Annotated in this window: 21 protein-coding genes; 7 read left to right on the forward strand and 14 right to left on the reverse strand. The window is 55.8% G+C overall.

The annotated features are described in order from the left end of the window. Nucleotides 1-264: 264 nt before the first annotated feature. Entirely contained in the window at nt 265-1467 is a 1203-nt protein-coding gene (gene ackA / locus GXP72_RS15995; protein ID WP_208763110.1) for an acetate kinase, read from the forward strand. Between the two features lie 76 nt (nt 1468-1543). Then, on the forward strand, nt 1544-3685 hold the full coding sequence (gene pta / locus GXP72_RS16000; protein ID WP_090419962.1) for a phosphate acetyltransferase: 2142 nt from the start codon (nt 1544-1546) through the stop codon (nt 3683-3685). Nucleotides 3686-3797: 112 nt separating this feature from the next. Here the strand turns inward: pta and GXP72_RS16005 are convergent, their stop codons facing one another. From GXP72_RS16005 to GXP72_RS16025, 5 genes are all read right to left on the reverse strand, one after another. Beyond that, on the reverse strand, nt 3798-4751 hold the full coding sequence (locus GXP72_RS16005) for a transketolase family protein (RefSeq protein ID WP_090419965.1): 954 nt from the start codon (nt 4749-4751) through the stop codon (nt 3798-3800). After that, complete coding sequence (locus GXP72_RS16010; protein WP_024908961.1) at nt 4744-5574, reverse strand: transketolase; 831 nt, start codon at nt 5572-5574, stop codon at nt 4744-4746. Before GXP72_RS16010 ends, GXP72_RS16005 begins: the two co-directional genes overlap by 8 nt. Further along, nucleotides 5571-6962, reverse strand: a complete 1392-nt coding sequence (locus GXP72_RS16015; protein ID WP_023312548.1) for a PTS ascorbate transporter subunit IIC — start codon at nt 6960-6962, stop codon at nt 5571-5573. Before GXP72_RS16015 ends, GXP72_RS16010 begins: the two co-directional genes overlap by 4 nt. Nucleotides 6963-6983: 21 nt before the next feature. Next, complete coding sequence (locus GXP72_RS16020; protein WP_024908960.1) at nt 6984-7256, reverse strand: PTS sugar transporter subunit IIB; 273 nt, start codon at nt 7254-7256, stop codon at nt 6984-6986. A gap of 80 nt (nt 7257-7336) precedes the next feature. Next, nucleotides 7337-7780 carry a PTS sugar transporter subunit IIA gene (locus GXP72_RS16025; RefSeq protein ID WP_090419968.1) on the reverse strand — a complete coding sequence of 148 codons (444 nt, stop codon included), beginning with the start codon at nt 7778-7780 and terminating at the stop codon, nt 7337-7339. Nucleotides 7781-8014: 234 nt separating this feature from the next. Between GXP72_RS16025 and GXP72_RS16030 the strand changes: the two genes are divergently transcribed. Then, nucleotides 8015-9034, forward strand: a complete 1020-nt coding sequence (locus GXP72_RS16030; protein ID WP_024908958.1) for a LacI family DNA-binding transcriptional regulator — start codon at nt 8015-8017, stop codon at nt 9032-9034. A gap of 3 nt (nt 9035-9037) precedes the next feature. Here GXP72_RS16030 and yfcD read toward each other — a convergent pair whose 3' ends face one another. The 3 genes from yfcD to yfcF are packed head-to-tail and all read right to left on the reverse strand — an operon-like array spanning nt 9038 to nt 10900. Beyond that, nucleotides 9038-9592 carry an NUDIX hydrolase YfcD gene (yfcD, locus tag GXP72_RS16035; RefSeq protein WP_032646619.1) on the reverse strand — a complete coding sequence of 185 codons (555 nt, stop codon included), beginning with the start codon at nt 9590-9592 and terminating at the stop codon, nt 9038-9040. Between the two features lie 55 nt (nt 9593-9647). Next, nucleotides 9648-10199: a phosphodiesterase gene (gene yfcE / locus GXP72_RS16040; protein ID WP_048029677.1), complete on the reverse strand. Its 552-nt coding sequence runs from the start codon at nt 10197-10199 to the stop codon at nt 9648-9650. Nucleotides 10200-10255: 56 nt separating this feature from the next. Further along, a complete protein-coding gene (gene yfcF / locus GXP72_RS16045) occupies nt 10256-10900 on the reverse strand; it encodes a glutathione transferase (protein ID WP_048029676.1) in 645 nt (214 codons plus the stop codon). Nucleotides 10901-11040: 140 nt separating this feature from the next. On the opposite strand from yfcF, the gene yfcG reads away from it, so the two are divergent. The 4 genes from yfcG (at nt 11041) to GXP72_RS16065 (ending at nt 13584) form a co-directional block, all read left to right on the forward strand. Next, nucleotides 11041-11670, forward strand: coding sequence for a GSH-dependent disulfide bond oxidoreductase (gene yfcG, locus GXP72_RS16050; protein ID WP_024908954.1), 630 nt, complete (start codon nt 11041-11043; stop codon nt 11668-11670). Nucleotides 11671-11745: 75 nt separating this feature from the next. After that, entirely contained in the window at nt 11746-12114 is a 369-nt protein-coding gene (folX, locus tag GXP72_RS16055; protein ID WP_023312555.1) for a dihydroneopterin triphosphate 2'-epimerase, read from the forward strand. Between the two features lie 13 nt (nt 12115-12127). Further along, nucleotides 12128-13021, forward strand: coding sequence for a TIGR01777 family oxidoreductase (locus GXP72_RS16060; RefSeq protein ID WP_032646624.1), 894 nt, complete (start codon nt 12128-12130; stop codon nt 13019-13021). 44 nt (nt 13022-13065) lie between these two features. Beyond that, nucleotides 13066-13584 carry a GNAT family N-acetyltransferase gene (locus GXP72_RS16065; RefSeq protein WP_157189504.1) on the forward strand — a complete coding sequence of 173 codons (519 nt, stop codon included), beginning with the start codon at nt 13066-13068 and terminating at the stop codon, nt 13582-13584. A gap of 99 nt (nt 13585-13683) precedes the next feature. On the opposite strand, the gene hisP is transcribed toward GXP72_RS16065, so the two are convergent. From hisP to GXP72_RS16095, 6 genes are all read right to left on the reverse strand, one after another. Then, the gene (gene hisP / locus GXP72_RS16070) at nt 13684-14457 is read right to left on the reverse strand and encodes a histidine ABC transporter ATP-binding protein HisP (protein WP_010433274.1); all 774 of its coding nucleotides are present in this window, start codon (nt 14455-14457) and stop codon (nt 13684-13686) included. 8 nt (nt 14458-14465) lie between these two features. Continuing rightward, a complete protein-coding gene (locus GXP72_RS16075) occupies nt 14466-15182 on the reverse strand; it encodes an ABC transporter permease (protein WP_008502590.1) in 717 nt (238 codons plus the stop codon). Continuing rightward, a complete protein-coding gene (locus tag GXP72_RS16080) occupies nt 15179-15865 on the reverse strand; it encodes a histidine ABC transporter permease HisQ (RefSeq protein WP_208763111.1) in 687 nt (228 codons plus the stop codon). The genes GXP72_RS16075 and GXP72_RS16080 overlap by 4 nt, the downstream gene beginning before the upstream one ends. 88 nt (nt 15866-15953) lie before the next feature. Further along, entirely contained in the window at nt 15954-16736 is a 783-nt protein-coding gene (gene hisJ, locus GXP72_RS16085) for a histidine ABC transporter substrate-binding protein HisJ (protein WP_024908950.1), read from the reverse strand. Between the two features lie 226 nt (nt 16737-16962). Continuing rightward, a complete protein-coding gene (gene argT, locus GXP72_RS16090; RefSeq protein ID WP_023312560.1) occupies nt 16963-17745 on the reverse strand; it encodes a lysine/arginine/ornithine ABC transporter substrate-binding protein ArgT in 783 nt (260 codons plus the stop codon). 291 nt (nt 17746-18036) lie between these two features. After that, nucleotides 18037-18606 carry a UbiX family flavin prenyltransferase gene (locus tag GXP72_RS16095; RefSeq protein ID WP_029740194.1) on the reverse strand — a complete coding sequence of 190 codons (570 nt, stop codon included), beginning with the start codon at nt 18604-18606 and terminating at the stop codon, nt 18037-18039. Nucleotides 18607-18634: the final 28 nt, after the last annotated feature.

Consider the following 18634-nt stretch of genomic DNA (forward strand, 5'->3'; position numbering starts at 1 on the left):
AATATTTTGTCATCTCTACCCCGTATCGGGTATCCTGTGCCAGCCTGATAGGGCCATAGACGAGAATCATTAACTCGTCAAATTATTGCATATTATGCCATTGGCTGAAAATTGTGCAAAATGGCATAAAATCATAGTTATTTCTTCCATCATGCCACAATGTTCGTTTGGCATGATGTTAATCATAAATGTCTGAGTCATCATGCGTTACGCTGTTAGACTCACTGACGTTTTTTTAGCCACGTATCAATAATAGGTACTTCCATGTCGAGTAAGTTAGTACTGGTTCTGAACTGCGGTAGCTCCTCACTGAAATTCGCCATCATCGATGCGCTCAACGGTGACGAATACCTCTCTGGTTTGGCCGAATGTTTCCATCTGCCTGAAGCACGTATCAAGTGGAAGATGGACGGCAGCAAACAAGAAGCGGCTTTAGGTGCAGGCGCCGCTCACAGTGAAGCGCTGAACTTTATCGTTAACACTATTCTGGCACAAAAACCAGAACTGTCTGCTCAGCTGACTGCGATTGGTCACCGTATCGTCCACGGCGGCGAAAAATACACCAGCTCTGTCGTTATCGACGAGTCTGTGATTCAGGGTATCAAAGACTCTGCATCCTTCGCACCGCTGCACAACCCGGCTCACCTGATCGGTATCGCTGAAGCGCTGAAATCCTTCCCGAATCTGAAAGACAAAAACGTGGCCGTGTTCGACACCGCGTTCCATCAGACCATGCCGGAAGAATCTTACCTCTATGCCCTGCCGTACAGCCTGTACAAAGAACACGGCGTACGTCGTTATGGCGCACACGGCACCAGCCACTTCTATGTAACTCAGGAAGCGGCAAAAGTGCTGAACAAGCCGGTTGAAGAAGTGAACATCATCACTTGCCACCTGGGCAACGGTGGTTCTGTTTCTGCTATCCGTAACGGTAAATGTGTTGATACCTCCATGGGTCTGACCCCGCTGGAAGGTCTGGTGATGGGTACGCGTTCCGGTGACATCGATCCGGCGATCATCTTCCACCTGCACGACACCCTGGGCATGAGCGTTGACCAGATCAACAAAATGCTGACCAAAGAGTCTGGCCTGCTGGGTCTGACCGAAGTCACCAGCGACTGCCGTTATGTTGAAGACAACTACGCAGACAAAGAAGACGCTAAACGTGCAATGGACGTTTACTGCCACCGTCTGGCGAAGTACATCGGTTCTTATACTGCGCTGATGGAAGGCCGTCTGGACGCGGTTATCTTCACCGGTGGTATCGGTGAGAACGCAGCGATGGTTCGTGAACTGTCCCTGGGTAAACTTGGCGTTCTGGGCTTCGAAGTTGATCACGAGCGTAACCTGGCTGCCCGCTTCGGCAAGTCTGGCTTCATCAACAAAGAAGGCACCCGCCCGGCTATCGTTATCCCAACTAACGAAGAGCTGGTCATTGCGCAAGACGCGCACCGCCTGACTGCCTGATTCCACACCGCCAGCAATGCTGGCGGTGCTGTTTTGTAACCCGCTACATTTGGGCGGTAACGAAAGAGGATAAACCGTGTCCCGTACTATTATGCTGATCCCTACCGGAACCAGCGTCGGCCTGACCAGCGTCAGCCTTGGCGTTATCCGTGCTATGGAACGCAAAGGCGTTCGTCTGAGCGTCTTTAAGCCAATCGCCCAGCCACGTGCCGGTGGCGATGCGCCAGACCAGACCACCACCATCGTTCGCAAGAATTCCAATCTGCCAGCGGCTGAACCGCTGAAGATGAGCCACGTTGAGTCTCTGCTGTCCAGCAACCAGAAAGATGTGCTGATGGAAGAGATCATCGCCAACTACCATGCTAACGCGCAAGACGCGGAAGTGGTGCTGGTTGAAGGCCTGGTCCCGACGCGCAAACACCAGTTCGCCCAGTCTCTGAACTTTGAAATCGCGAAAACCCTGAACGCAGAGATCGTTTTCGTGATGTCTCAGGGCACCGACACCCCAGAGCAGCTGAATGAGCGTATCGAACTGACGCGCAGCAGCTTCGGCGGCGCGAAAAACACCAACATCACCGGCGTGATCGTGAACAAACTGAACGCACCGGTGGATGAGCAGGGTCGTACTCGCCCTGACCTGTCCGAGATCTTCGACGACTCGTCAAAAGCGAAAGTCATCAAAGTTGACCCGGCTAAGCTGCAGGAATCCAGCCCGCTGCCAGTACTGGGCGCGGTGCCATGGAGCTTCGATCTGATTGCCACCCGTGCAATCGATATGGCACGTCACCTGAACGCCACCGTGGTTAACGAAGGCGACATCAACACCCGCCGCGTGAAGTCCGTGACCTTCTGTGCGCGCAGCATTCCGCACATGCTGGAACACTTCCGCGCAGGTTCCCTGCTGGTGACTTCCGCAGACCGCCCTGACGTGCTGGTTGCAGCCTGCCTGGCCGCGATGAACGGCGTGGAAATCGGTGCGATCCTGCTGACCGGTGCCTACGAGATGGACCCACGCGTCAGCAAGCTGTGCGAACGCGCGTTCGCCACCGGCCTGCCGGTCTTCATGGTGAACACCAACACCTGGCAGACCTCCCTGAGCCTGCAGAGCTTCAACCTGGAAGTGCCGGTTGATGACCACGAGCGTATTGAGAAAGTTCAGGAATACGTTGCAGGCTACATCAACGCAGATTGGGTCGAATCCCTGACGGCGACCTCCGAGCGCAGCCGTCGTCTGTCTCCTCCAGCATTCCGTTACCAGCTGACCGAGCTGGCGCGTAAAGCAGGCAAACGCGTTGTTCTGCCAGAAGGCGACGAACCACGTACCGTTAAAGCGGCTGCTATCTGTGCAGAGCGCGGCATCGCGACCTGTGTTCTGCTGGGTAACCCGGATGAGATCAACCGCGTAGCGGCCTCTCAGGGCGTTGAGCTGGGCGCAGGCATCGAAATCGTTGACCCTGAAGTGGTTCGCGAAAGCTACGTTGCCCGTCTGGTTGAGCTGCGTAAGAGCAAGGGCATGACCGAAGCCGTTGCGCGTGAGCAGCTGGAAGACAACGTGGTGCTGGGCACGCTGATGCTGGAGCAGGACGAAGTTGACGGTCTGGTTTCCGGTGCGGTTCACACCACGGCGAACACCATCCGTCCACCGCTGCAGCTGATCAAAACCGCGCCAGGCAGCTCTCTGGTGTCTTCCGTGTTCTTCATGCTGCTGCCTGAACAGGTTTACGTTTACGGCGACTGCGCGATCAACCCGGATCCAACTGCAGAACAGCTGGCTGAGATCGCTATCCAGTCCGCGGACTCTGCGATTGCCTTCGGTATCGAACCGCGCGTAGCGATGCTCTCCTACTCCACCGGTACTTCTGGTGCAGGTAGCGACGTAGAGAAAGTGCGTGAAGCGACCCGTATTGCTCAGGAAAAACGTCCTGATCTGATGATCGACGGCCCGCTGCAGTATGACGCCGCGGTTATGGCTGACGTTGCGAAATCCAAAGCGCCGAACTCGCCGGTTGCAGGTCGCGCTACCGTGTTCATCTTCCCGGATCTGAACACCGGTAACACCACCTACAAAGCGGTACAGCGTTCTGCAGACCTGATCTCCATCGGGCCGATGCTGCAAGGGATGCGCAAACCTGTGAACGACCTGTCCCGTGGCGCGCTGGTTGACGATATCGTCTATACCATCGCTCTGACCGCGATTCAGTCTTCGCAGCAGCAGTAATGTTAAAAAGCCCGGTGGCGCTAGCGCTTACCGGGCCTACGGTTTTGTAGGCCGGATAAGCGAAGCGCCATCCGGCAAGAAAGGCGACCACTTAACCGGTCGCCTTTTTTATTTACAGCAACTCGCGCGCCGCCGACACAATGTCATGTGCCGTCAGGCCATATTCCTTCTGCAGGAAATCCTGCGTCCCTACCTGACCGTAGCGCTCCTTGACGCCCACCCGCCGCATCGGCACCGGGCAGGTTTCCACCAGCACTTCCGCCACCGCCGACCCCAGGCCGTTGTGAATGCTGTGGTTTTCACAGGTGACGATGCGTCCGGTTTTCTCGGCGTAGTTTTTCACCAGCATCCGGTCGATGGGCTTCAGGGTAAACATGTCGATGACCGCCGCGCTGACGCCCTCCTGCTCAAGCTGGCGCGCCGCTTCCAGCGCTTCCGCCACCATGATGCCGTTGGCAATCAGCGTAATATCGGTTCCTTCACGCAGCACGTTGCCTTTGCCGATGGTGAAGGTGGAGCCCGGGGCATACACGCTCGGCGCCTGCTTACGAATGGTCCGCACCCAGTAGAAGCCTTCAAGGTCGATAAGCTGGCGCAGCACGTCCTCGAACATCACCGCGTCGGTCACCTCCAGCACCACCGAATGCGCCAGACCGCGTACGATGCCCATATCCTCAAACGACATATGCGTTCCGCCGTTGTGGCAGGCCGTCACGCCCGCGTCCGAGGCAATCACCTTCACATTGTTGCGCTGATAGTCCAGGGACATAAACAGCTGGTCAAAGCAGCGACGGCTGGCAAACGCGGTGAAGGTGTGCACGAACGGCTTGCGTCCGGTCAGCGACAGCCCCGCCGCGGTGCCAATGACGTTGGCCTCCATAATGCCGCAGTTAATCACGTGCTGCGGATAATCGCGCGCCACGCCGTCCATCGCCATTGAGCTCATCAGGTCTGCTTCGAGCGCAATGATGTCACTTCCGGCCTCAATCTGCTTTGCCACGAAGCCAGCGTAAACTTTACGCATCTCAACGGCGTCTTTCTGTCCTGCCGGTGCAACCTTAATCATGTGAAGCCTCCAGTTGGCGAATCGTCTCGTTGAGGGCCGCTTTGCTCTCCGCGGTCAATCGCAGGTGGTGCGAGTTGCTGAGCTGCTCCAGATACGGCACACCCTGCCCTTTGATACTGTCGAGTATGACGACTAACGGACGCGCATCAGCAGCCGGAACCCGCGACGTCACCTCCAGCAGCACAGGAATGTCGTCCCCCTTCACCGTCACCACATCAAAGCCAAAGGCGCGGAATTTGCCCTCCAGGTCAAACGCGCTGATGATCTCGTCCAGCTCGCCGTCGAGCTGCTGTTTGTTCCAGTCGACAAATACCGTCAGGTTGTTCAGGCGATGGTGGGCGATAAACTGGAACGCCTCCCAGCACTGCCCTTCGTTCAGCTCGCCATCGCCGACGATGCAGAAGACCCGATTCGGTCGCCCGGCCAGCCTGTGCGACAGCGCCATGCCGCCCGCGATGGAAATCCCCTGCCCCAGCGAACCGGTGGTGGCGTCCACGCCGCGCGTTTTCAGGCGGTCCGGGTGGCTGGGCAGGCGCGTGCCGTTCTGGTTCAGCGTGCTCAGCTCTTCTGTCGGGAAGTAGCCCTTGATCGCCAGGGTACTGTAGAGCGCTGGGCCCGCATGGCCTTTCGACAGGACAAAGTAGTCTCGCTCCGGCCAGTCCGGATCCGCCGGGTCGATTTTCATCACCGCGCCGTACAGCACGGCCAGGGTTTCGACCACCGACATGCTGCCGCCATAGTGGCCAAAGCCGAGCTGCGTCAGGGATTTCAGCGTCTCAAGACGGATCTGACGCGCGAGTTCGGTTATCTCTTTCTCATTCATGATTTGGCTCCGGTGTTTTCCTGCGCGTTACCGCCCGCAGGTTTGTTTTTCGCGAAGACGTTGTACGCCACCAGCAGCGCGAACAGCGCCACGACCAGCCCGGTGATGGCAAGCGGCGAGAGGAAGCGCGCCAGGTTGCCGAGGACAATCCCGACCGCGCCGAAGTCGGCGTCAGAGAAGGTGGTGTTGGCAAAGCCAATGGCGCCCAGCACCGGCAGCAGCAGGACCGGCAGGAAGGTAATCAGCAGGCCGTTAGCAAAAGCGCCAATCATCGCCCCGCGACGTCCGCCGGTGGCGTTACCAAACACGCCCGCCGTTGCGCCGGTGAAGAAGTGCGGCACCACGCCCGGGAGGATTAGCACCCAGCTAAACTGACCGCAGATGAACAACCCCACAATCCCGCCAAGGAAGCTGAACAGGAAGCCAATCAGTACCGCGTTTGGCGCATAGGGATACACCACCGGGCAGTCCAGCGCAGGACGCGCATTGGGTACCAGTTTTTCCGAGAAGCCGGTAAAGGCCGGAACGATTTCCGCCAGAATCAGGCGTACGCCCTGCAGGATGATGAACACGCCCGCCGCAAAGGTAATCGCCATGATGATGGCGTAGACCAGGTAGTTCTGACCGCCGCTGAAGGTGGCCTCCACGTACTCGCGCCCGGCGCTCACCGCCATGATCAGGTAGATAATCATCATGGTCAGGGAGATGGAGATCGAGCTGTCGCGCAGGAAGCTAAGGTTCTTCGGCAGGTTCATCTCTTCCGTTGAGCGGGAGCCTTTGCCGACCTTGCTGCCAATCCAGCCGGACAGCACGTAGCCCAGCGTGCCGAAGTGGCCGAAGGCAATCTCATCGTTGCCGGTAATGCGCTTCATGTAGCGCTGGGCAATCGCCGGGAAGAAGGCCATGATCAGGCCGAGGATCAACGAGCCGGTAAAGACCAGCCCCACGCCCTCAAAGCCCGCCACCGTCAGGATCACGCCAATCATGCACGCCATATAAAACGTGTGGTGTCCGGTCAGGAAGATATACTTCAGGCGGGTAAAGCGGGCGACGATAATATTCGCCACCATGCCGAAGGCCATAATCAGCGCGGTCGCTGCACCGTATTTTTCCAGCGCAATGGACACTATCGCTTCATTGTTTGGAATGATGCCCTGGATAGTAAAGGCATGTTCAAACATCCCGCCTAAGGGATTTAATGACCCGACCAGCACCGTAGCGCCGCCGCCCAGCACAATAAAGCCCAGGATGGTTTTAATGGTCCCTTTCACCACGTCGGAAAACGCTTTTTTCTGCGCAACCAGACCGATTAACGCGATTAAACCGACCAGCACCGAAGGGACTTTTAAAATATCAACAACGAAATTCAGCGTTTCAAGGATAAACATATCCACCTCGCCTTATCAGGGTTATTGTCTTTCGAACCAGCCGCGCAGCTGCGCTTCAAGTTCGTTAATGTCGATGATGTTGTTGATCACCACCAGCTGGCTTTCCGGCACGCTGGCGCTGGCGGCAATGTCTTTTGCCATCACGAACAGATCGGCCGCGCCCGGCGTGGCTGAGGAGAGATCGGAGTGTTCAACCTCAGCTTCAATCTCCAGCTTTTTGAGCACCTTTTTAATATTCATTTCGACCATAAAACTACTGCCCAGGCCAGAACCGCAAATAGCCATGATTTTCATTGTTGTCCCCTTATTTTGAGTAGAGTACGCCCCATCACGCTGACGCGTAATGTTGTGAAAAACCGGATTAAAGAATTAAATCAGAAGCGGTTAATAATCGTTTTAATTTCCTCCAGGGTATTCACCTGATGCAGTTCGTCCATATCGGTATCGCTGGAAAATAACTCTGCCAGCGACGAGATCATCTCGATATGGCTATTTTTGTCGGGTGCCGCGAGCATAATAATGACGTTGACAGGGTCAAACTCACCGGCACCAAACGAGACGCCCTGTTTTAGTTTTAATAACGACAACCCCAGTCCTTTGGCGCCTTCCTCCGGCCGCGCATGCGGCATCGCCAGCCCTGGTGCCAGCACATAATAAGGTCCTAACGTGTGGTGCTGCTGGATGATGGCCGTGACGTATTCAGGCTCAATCACCTGCAAATCCAGCAGCGGCTTCGCGCACAGCTCCAGCGCCTGCGGCCAGTTTTCCACGCTCTCCTGCAGCGTGATGGTTGTATCATATATCCATTTTTTGAGCACTTTTCACTCCCGCTACACGCTTAAGATGAGCAAACTTTATTCAACGCATCAGTGATTGACTGCGATCGCGATCACAAAGATAGCGCTACCAATGGTTAACATGCAGAAATGTGATAGCGCTATCAAATTGCAATCACGTTGCTAAATCACAGCAAAAAAAGGGATTTAAGGCGTATACTGCCTGTCACGTGAAACGAAGGAAAAGAAGAACGCGTCTGGTCAGCAGGAAGGTGTATGTCTCTAACCCGAAAACGGCGCAGTACTGGTAAAGTGACACTCGCCGATGTCGCACAGCTTGCCGGTGTGGGCACGATGACCGTGTCCCGTGCACTCCGCACGCCCGAACAGGTTTCCGATAAGCTACGTGAAAAAATTGAAGCTGCCGTGCAGGAGCTGGGTTATATGCCTAATCTTGCCGCCAGCGCGCTGGCCTCGGCGTCGTCATGGACGATAGCCATGGTAGTGCCCAACCTCTCCGAAGCCGGCTGCTCGGAGATGTTCGCCGGGCTACAGCAGGTGCTACAGCCTGCCGGATATCAGATCATGCTGGCAGAATCCCAGCATCGTCTTGAGCAGGAGGAGAAGTTGCTGGAGACGCTTCTGGCGTCGAATATTGCCGCCGCTATCCTGCTCAGCGTTGAACATACCGACACCGTTCGCCACTGGCTGAAAAATGCCTCTATCCCGGTGATGGAGATGGGTGCCATGCGCGCCGATCCGATTGATATGAATATCGGGATTGATAACGTGGCGGCCATGTATGAACTCACGGAAATGGTGATTAAGCGCGGCTACCAAAACATAGGCCTGCTGTGCGCCAACCAGGAACAGTGGATTTTCCAGCAGCATCTGCAGGGCTGGTACAAAGCCATGCTTCGCCACCATATGTCGCCGAACCGGGTCATTAACGCTGCGATGCCGCCGAGCTTCTCGACCGGTGCAGCACAGCTGCCCGAGTTCCTGCTGGCCTGGCCGGAGCTGGATGCGCTGGTGTGCGTCTCTGACGAGCTGGCGTGCGGCGCGCTGTACGAGTGCCAGCGCAGGCGAATCAAAGTTCCGGACGATCTGGCGGTAGTAGGCTTTGGCGATAGCGACGTGAGCCGCGTCTGTCAGCCGCCGCTGACGACCATGGCGGTGCCGCATCGTAAGATTGGAATTGAAGCCGGGAAAGCGTTACTGGAGCGCCTGAATGGCGGAGACTGGCGCGATCAAAAGCCCATCGCGTCCAGTCTGTGTCTGAGAGAGAGTTGCTGAAGCTTACTCAGCCTCTTCCTCTTTCTCTGATTTTGTCGATTCGTTATTGGCGTTGCGGCTCATCCAGAGCGCCAGCGCTTTTAACGAATCCGGCGTGAACTCGTCGCAGCGCGCGGTGATCTCTTCCGGCGTCATCCAGCTGACCTCACTCACCTCTTCTTCCTGCAGGGCAAACGGGCCGTGAGAAACGCAGCTAAACAGCCCGCCCCAGACGCGGCAGTTTTCGTCTTCAAAATAGAACTGACCGTGCTCGGCAAACGGCACACCGGCAATGCCTAACTCTTCTTCTGCTTCACGACGTGCGGAATCCAGCAGCACTTCATCTGCCTGGACAACACCGCCTGCAGTGGCATCCAGCATACCCGGGAGAAAATCTTTGGTATCCGTACGGCGCTGGACCAGAATTTTGCCCATCCCGTCATGCACAACGATGTACGTTGCGCGGTGGCGCAGACGCTCCGCACGCATTTGTTCGCGGCTGGCCTGCGCGATCACTTCATTCTCTTCGCTGACAATGTCAACCCACTCTGTACTTGCCAAATGACTCTGCTCCACCATCGGGAAACCTTCTCTTCTAAGCGCTCTTTCGGCGCGTTTGCAGTTGAGGTGTAACTTACGGATTAATCGCTACTTGCGCAATAACTTGCTGATCATTAAGTGCGATAACGCTCAGGGTATTTCCTTCCAGCATGCCGTAGCTCGCAGGATATCCGCCTTTTGGGATGCTGACCGAGCCCGGATTAAAGTGATAAATCTCACCGCGTTTTTCCGCAACCGGAATATGAGTATGACCGTAAACCAGGACATCGCCAGCCGCGAGAGCCGGAAGATTATCCGGGCTGAAAAGATGCCCGTGAGTCAGGAACAGGCGGTGTTGTTCAAGCAGCACCTGTTGCCACGGTGCGGTAAGAGGGAAATGCAGCAGCATCTGGTCCACTTCGCTGTCGCAGTTGCCGCGAACGGCAATGATGCGCGAGGCGGACTGGTTGAGTTTTTCCGCGACCTGCGCAGGGGCATAGCCCTCCGGCAGCGCGTTGCGCGGGCCGTGATTGAGCACGTCGCCCAAAATAATCAGCCACTGCGCACCGCTTTGTGCAAACAGGGAAAGGACACGCTCGGTAGCAGGCAGCGATCCATGGATATCCGACGCAAACATCAGTTTCATCAGTCACTCCTCGGGAAAACAGACTGCCCCCATGATACCTGAAGCGGCAGGGCTTATCAGCCCACGCGCTTAGCCGAGAGTGCCACATAGCGCTGCACGGAGGCACGCTGCCACTGAAACGCGGCATAATCCACCAGCAGTTGCGGCACCTCATCGCCGTTGAGGATCAGGCGGTTTAGCATCAACGCCAGATCGGCATCAGCAATGCACCACTCGCCGAACAGGTTCGGGTTGCCGTGTGCGAGGAGCGAGGTGGCGGTTTCAATGAGTTTTTGCGCGCTTTCTGCACCTTCTGCGCTGAGAGCTGGTTTTTTCACCCCGGCAAACACGACGTCCGTCGAGCGTTCGACGCGAATCGGTACCAGATCGCTTCGCAACCACGCCTGGATCTGCCGCGCCCGGGCGCGTTTTTGCAGGTCGTGAGGATAGATGCGCTCCCACTCCGGCGGCGCGAACCGATCTTCCAGATATTCATCAATCGCCGAGGATTCGCTCAGGGCAAAACCGTCAATCTCCAGCACCGGCACGCGTCGGGTCAGGTCGTAACCCTGCCACTGCGGTTTAAGATGTTCACCGCCGTCGAGATCAACGGTCTTCAGCGTAAACGTGAGCCCTTTTTCGGCCAGCGCAACGTATACGCTCATAACATAGGGAGAAAAGAAATTCGCATCGGACCACAACGTGATGACGGGCTGGTTCATAACATCCTCATAGGCTGATCGGTTTTTACTCAACATATAATCTCTTTGCCTCGCTGTCACTTGATGAAAACTCACGATTTACAACAACCACCTATACTCATTTGTCATGGCACCACTCTTCGCATGGACAGGAGTTGAGAATGATCGACCTTTATTACGCCCCTACCCCAAACGGCCATAAGATCACCCTCTTTCTTGAAGAAGCCGAGCTGGATTACAGGATCATTCGCGTGGATATCAGCAAGGGCGAACAGTTCAGCCCCCTCTTTCTGGCTATCTCGCCGAATAATAAAATCCCGGCCATTATTGATAACCATCCGGCGGACGGGGGCAGACCGTTGAGCCTGTTTGAATCCGGTGAAATTTTGCTCTATCTGGCAGAGAAAACCGGCAAGTTGCTGAGCGGCGAGCTGCGTGAGCGTCACCATACCCTGCAGTGGCTCTTCTGGCAGGCGAGCGGACTGGGGCCCATGCTGGGTCAAAACCATCACTTTACCGCTTACGCCCCGCAACCCATTCCCTATGCGATAGAACGCTATCAGGTCGAGACGCAGCGGCTCTATGACGTTCTGAACCGTCGGCTGAAGAAAACGCCGTGGCTCGGGGGGGATCATTACAGCATTGCCGATATCGCCTGCTGGCCATGGGTGAATACGCATGAAAAACACCGAATTGACCTGGCCTCTTACCCGGCGGTAAACAACTGGTTCGAGCGCATCCGGACCCGCCCGGCGACCGAGCGGGCGATGCAAAAAATCCAGCAAATTTAACCCGGTATGAGGCTGGGTGCCTGTGAGGCACTCATGTATTATGGGCAGGAAATACTGACACGGAGAAGACCTGCAATGTCACAGCCAGACGCCATTATTCGTATAAAAAATTTACGCCTGCGTACCTTTATCGGTATCAAAGAGGAAGAGATCGCCAACCGTCAGGATATTGTCATTAACGTGGTGATTCACTACCCCGCAGATAAAGCGCGGGCCAGCGAAGACATCAACGACGCGCTCAACTACCGCACAATAACCAAAAACATCATTCAGTACGTGGAGAATAACCGCTTCTCTCTGCTGGAAAAATTAACTCAGGATGTGCTCGATATCGCACGCGAACATCACTGGGTCACTTATGCTGAAGTTGAGATCGATAAACTTCACGCCCTGCGCTACGCCGATTCCGTCTCCATGACGTTAAGCTGGCGGCGCCAGGCGTAAACCTGGAGGTTGTATGAAGATTTTGCTGACCGGCGGGACAGGCCTGATTGGTCGTCACCTCATTGCGCGTCTGCAGGCCTTGCATCACGACATCACCGTGGTCACGCGCAGCCCGGAGAAAGCGCGTCAGGTGCTGGGGGCGGGTGTCGATATCTGGAAAAATCTGGCCGAGCAGCAAAATCTGGACGGTTTCGACGCCGTCATTAACCTCGCGGGTGAACCCATCGCCGATAAGCGCTGGACGGAAGAGCAAAAACAGCTGTTATGCAGCAGCCGGTGGAACATTACCGAAAAGCTCGTCGAGCTGATCCGTAATAGCCACACCCCACCTTCAGTGCTTATTTCGGGTTCAGCGGTGGGCTATTACGGCGATCTCGGCGAGGTGGTGGTGACCGAGGAAGAGCCGCCCCATAACGAGTTTACCCATAAACTTTGCGCCCAGTGGGAGCGTATCGCCTGTGCGGCGCAAAGCGATCGTACCCGCGTCTGCCTGCTGCGGACCGGTGTCGTCCTCGCGCCGAAAGGCGGCATCCTGGCGAAGATGCTTCCCCCTTTCAGGCTCGGACTCGGCGGTCCCATCGGTAATGGCCGTCAATATATGGCGTGGATCCATATCGACGATATGGTCAACGGTATTCTCTGGCTGCTGGATAACGATCTGCGCGGACCGTTTAACATGGTTGCGCCGTATCCAGTGCGTAATGAACAGTTTGCCCACGCGCTGGGACATGCCCTGCACCGTCCGGCGATACTGCGCGTGCCTGCCACGGTCATTCGTCTGCTGATGGGAGAAGCGTCTGTACTGGTATTAGGCGGGCAGCGGGCGCTGCCAAAACGGCTGGAAGCGGCCGGCTTTGCGTTCCGCTGGTATGAATTAGAAGAGGCGCTGGGGGATGTGGTGCGGTGAATATGTTACAGTGACAGGCCATGTTCCGAAAATATGGCGTCACAATGGCAACGATCACCACTCCCCGGCTTTACCTCACCCCTTTCGAACCCACTGACTGGGCCTTCTTCCGCTCGCTGCGTGAAGATCGCCGTATCATGCGCTACATGGCCGCCATCGCGCCAGAAAAAGAGACCCGACGCGTGTTTGCCGCGCGACTCGCTGCTGCTCATGTGTTTGTCATTCGCGCCCGGGATGATGATACGCCGCTTGGCGATATTGGCCTGCAAATCAGCCATGAGAATCATGAGGAGGCCGATATCGGCTATACGGTTGTACCTGCCGCGCAAGGGAAAGGTATCGCCAGCGAGGCGCTGCGCGCGGTGTGTGATTATGCGTTCAACCAGACCGGCGTGAAGGCGATTAACGCGTACGTGCTGGCGGACAACGGCGGATCGGTGCGCGTGCTGGAGAAAGCCGGGTTTGTGCGTACGCAGGTGCTGGAAAAGGCGTATGAAATTGACGGCGTGCGCTATGACGATTGGGTGTATCGGCTGGAGTATGCCGGCCAGCAACAGAATTAGTAGGCCCGGTAAGCGAAGCGCCACCGGGCGATTGGGCTGTACTGCGGCCTGATGCCCTCACCCCGCCCCTCTCCCACAGGGAGAGGGAGAAAGGCAAACCTACTTCAACGACCCCTTCAGGAACTGCTGCAAACGTGGGCTTTGCGGGTTCGCCAGCACCTCGTCCGGATGCCCCTGCTCTTCAATTTTCCCCTGGTGCAGGAAGATAACGTGGTTGGAGACGTTACGGGCGAAGCCCATCTCGTGCGTCACCACCACCATCGTTTTGCCCTCTTCGGCCAGCTTCTGCATGATGCGCAGCACTTCGCCAACGAGTTCCGGGTCGAGCGCGGAGGTTGGTTCGTCGAACAGCAGCACCTCCGGTTCCATCGCCAGCGCGCGCGCGATGGAGACACGCTGCTGCTGACCGCCGGAGAGATGCACGGGGTATTTCATCTGCTGGCGCTCGTCGATGCCCACTTTCGCCAGGTATTTCACCGCACGCTCGCGGGCTTCCTGCTTGCTCAGCCCCAGTACCTGAACCGGCGCTTCCATCACGTTCTCCAGCACCGTCATGTGGCTCCAGAGGTTAAAATGCTGGAACACCATCGTCAGGCGCGTACGCAGCAGGCGCAGCTGGTGTTTATCCGCCACCTTCAGCTGGCCGTCTTTGTCACGCACCAGGTTGATGTTCTGCCCGCTCACCACGATCGAGCCTTCGCTCGGCTTTTCGAGGAAGTTAATGCAGCGCAGGAAAGTACTTTTACCCGAGCCGGATGAACCGATGATACTGATTACATCGCCTGCGTTAGCCTGCAGCGACACCCCTTTCAGCACTTCATGTTCGCCGTAGCGTTTGTGCAAATCAATAACGTTTAATTTGTTCTCAGCCATCATCTTTCTCAGTGCGTCGAAGAAGGTTTTATATGCTGCAACCAGCGTTTTTCAGCCTTACGGAACAGGCTAATCAAAACATAAGAGATAATTAAATAGAGCACCGCCGCAATGCCAAACGCGGTAAACGGCTGATAGGTCGCGGAGTTAATATCGCGCGCGATTTTGAGCAGATCCGGCACCGTCGCGGTAAAGGCAAGCGCGGTGGAGTGCAGCATCAAAATCACTTCGTTACTGTACGCCGGTAACGCGATACGCAATGCCGACGGCAGAATAATGCAGCGATAAAGTTTCACTGAGGAAAAGCCGTACGCGCGCGCCGCCTCAATTTCACCGTACGGAACCGAACGAATGGCTCCCGCGAAAATCTCGGTGGTATAGGCGCAGGTGTTGAGCGTCAACGCCAGCACCGTACAGTTCAGACCGCTGCGGAAGAACGCATTCAGCATCTCAGTGCCTTTTACGATCTCAAGCGTATACATCCCCGAATAGAACACCAGCAGCTGTACGTACAGCGGCGTACCGCGAAACACGTAGGTAAACAGCCAGATCGGGAACTGGATAAATTTATTGTTCGACACGCGGCCAATGGCAAGAAACACCGCCAGAATGCCACCCATCACCACGGAGGAGATCAGCAGCCAGAGCGTAATCGCCACGCCGGTAAAGCGGTAGCCATCTGTCCACAGCAGCGATTTCCAGTATTCCTGAATAATCTCAATCACAGGTCAGCCCTCTTCACACCCACGGAGTAGCGACGCTCGAGCAGAAGCAGCGCACCATTGGAGACGGTCGTAAAGACCAGATAAATCACGCCGCAGACCACCGCAAAGTAAAACGGCTCCCAGGTGCTCTTGCCCGCCAGCTGAGTCGCTTTCACGACGTCTTCCAGACCGAGCAGCGAGACCAGCGCTGTCGCTTTGAGGATAACCTGCCAGTTGTTGCCGATGCCCGGCAGCGCGTAACGCATCATGGCCGGGAACATAATCCGACGAAACGTTTGTGAAGAGGTAAAACCAAATGCGGTTGCCGCCTCAATGTGCCCCTTCGGCACGGCCATGTAAGCACCGCGGAAGGTTTCGGTGAAGTAGGCACCGTAGATAAAACCGAGGGTAATAATACCGGCCACCATCGGGTCGATATCAATTTGTCCCATGCCCATCGCGTCCGTCACGCTGTTCAGCGCAATCTGCAGACCGTAAAAGATAAGCAGCATCAGCACCAGATCGGGAACGCCGCGAATAAGCGTGGTGTAGCCTTCAAAAATTAGCGCCAGCGGTTTGTTAGCCGAAAGCTTCGCCCCTGCGCCTGCCAGACCTATCAGCACCGCCAGCACCACGGAGCTGATAGCCAGCTCAAGGGTGACAAGCGCGCCATGTAAAATAACGCCAGAAAATCCGTACAGCATACCGCGAGCCCTGTCGTATCGTGAGTGGTGGAACCGTGTCTTTCCCCCTCCCACGGAGGGAGGGGCCGCACGTTATTTGACGGGGCGATTAGCCGCCGTAAACATTAAAATCAAAGTACTTTTTCGCCAGCTTGTCGTAGGTGCCGTCAGCGCGCATTTCAGCAAACGCTTTGTTCAGCGCCTCACGCAGCTCGTTGTCTTCTTTGCGCAGGCCCATACCGGTGCCCACACCAAACAGCTTCACGTCCTTAATGGACGGGCCGCCAAACTTGTAATCTTTACCGACCGGCGTTTTCAGGAAGCCTTCGCTTGCCGCGACTTCATCCTGGAATGCCGCATCAATTCGGCCTGCCGTCAGGTCAGCGTAGATATTTTCCTGGCCCTGATAGGAGACGATTTCAATCCCCTTCGGCGCCCAGTGTTCGTTACCGTAGGTTTCCTGGGTAGTGCCCTGCAGCACGCCGACACGTTTACCTTTCAGGGACTCCAGCGTTGGCTGAACGTCAGACGATTTAGCCACCACCAGACGAGAATCGGCCGCGTAAAGTTTGTCTGTGAAGGCAATCTCCTGCTGGCGTTTTTCAGTGATGGAGAGCGAGGACATGATCACGTCGATTTTTTTCGCTTTCAGGGACGGGATCAGCGCATCCAGCGGGTTCTCAACGTAGGTACACTGTGCTTTGATGCGTTTGCACAGCTCATTGGCCAGATCGATGTCAAAACCAACCAGTTCACCCTTTGAATTCTTCGATTCGAACGGCGCATAGGTGGGATCGGTACCGATCCGAATTTTCTGCGGAATGGCTGCGAATGCCGCGGTGGCGCTGGAAAAGGCCAGCACCAGAGATAGTGACAACACGAGTTTTTTCATATTTGTCCTCAACAAACTGTCTTCATACGGGATTTTTACGACGACGGGGTGGTGCTAATGTGCCATTAATTCCCTCTGACAGGCAAAGACTAATGCCCTTCAGGCGGGAATTTTTGCATTATAAATGCGTAAGTATGCACAAAGCGATCCAATACGGTGCAACGAGCGCACCGTATTGGGTCAACCGTTCCCGTAACGCACCTTTCCGGTGCGTTAGCGCCAGGTATTATTCACCGTATACGTTGAAGTCGAAGTATTTCTTCGCCAGTTTGTCGTAAGTACCGTCTTTACGCAGCTCTGCAAAGGCTTTGTCGAAGGCGGCTTTCAGCTCGGTATCATCCTTACGCAGGCCAATACCGGTGCCGTCACCAAAGTATTTTTTGTCTTTCACCGACGGGCCCGCAAACGCGTAGTCTTTCCCCGCAGGCTGTTTCAGGAAGCCTTCGCTCGCGGCGACTTCATCCTGGAATGCCGCATCCAGACGGCCTGCCGCCAGGTCAGAGTAGATCAGATCCTGGTTCTGATAGGCCACCACGTCTACACCCTTCTCACGCCAGGTGGCATTGGCATAACCTTCCTGGGTCGATCCCTGAAGCACGCCAACATGCTTGCCTTTCAGCGAGTCGATGGTGGGCTTAATCGGGGAGCCTTTTGGCGCAATCAGGCGAGAATCCGCGGCGTAGAGCTTGTCAGAGAAGGCAATCTCCTGCTGGCGTTTTTCGGTGATGGAGAGAGAAGAGATAATGGCGTCGATTTTCTTGGCTTTCAGCGACGGGATTAACGCGTCAAAGTCGCTGCCCACCCATGTGCATTTCACCGCAATGCGTTTGCACATTTCATTTCCCAGATCGATATCAAACCCCACGAAATCGCCTTTCGCATCCTTGGAAGAGAATGGCGCGTAGGTTGCGTCTGTACCGATACGAACCGTCTGTGGAAGCGCTGCGTAGCTACCTGCTGCCGCACTTAACCCCACGAGCAAAGACAGAGCCAGAACCGTCTTCTTCATACATTTACCCTCAAGTACCGTGATTTTATTATGTATTGTGTTGTGTGTTGTGTTGCAGGCTTCATCTTGCAGGTCTTATGCCACATTGCCGTCTGGTCAAAACTTCGACGTTAAATATGTTAATAAAACGTTGCGATACTGCCTTAATGGTGAAAGATAGCAGGTCTGCCGAACGAACCGGAGAGAGAAAAAGGGAAAAAACGAATTAAATGTCGAGGATATGATCGCCGTTGCATAATTGCCCTGAAACAGGGCAACTTGTCTTTTCATGCACCTGGTTTGTGCACAGATTCAGGCACCCTGCCAGCGGGTGAAGAGATCTTCAGGCAGGTCGATGTCAAACTGATCCAGCACTCGGTTAACGGTCTGATTAATCACATCATCCAGCGAGGTCGGGCGATGATAAAATGCCGGTACCGGCGGCATGATGATGGCTCCCAGCTCCGCGGCCTGGGTCATCAAACGCAGGTGGCCAAGGTGCAGCGGCGTTTCCCGCACGCAGAGCACCAGAGGACGACGCTCCTTCAGCACCACATCCGCCGCGCGCGTTACCAGGGTGTCGGTATAGCTGTTCACAATGCCGGAGAGCGTTTTAATGGAACAGGGCAGGATAACCATGCCGGCCGTTTTAAACGAGCCTGAGGAGATGCTGGCGGCGATATCACGGGCATCGTGAACCACATCCGCCAGTGCCTGAACATCGCGCAGGGAGAGATCGGTTTCCAGAGAGAGGGTCTGACGCGCCGCCTGGCTCATCACCAGATGGGTCTCGACTTCCGCCACGTTACGTAGAACCTGTAACAGACGTACGCCGTAAATCGCGCCGCTGGCGCCGCTGAGCCCAACAATGAGTCGTTTCATGATTTTCGCCCTTACTGATTTCAGGGCA

Source organism: Enterobacter sp. SES19, from assembly GCF_011765665.1.
Lineage (GTDB): Bacteria > Pseudomonadota > Gammaproteobacteria > Enterobacterales > Enterobacteriaceae > Enterobacter > Enterobacter pseudoroggenkampii.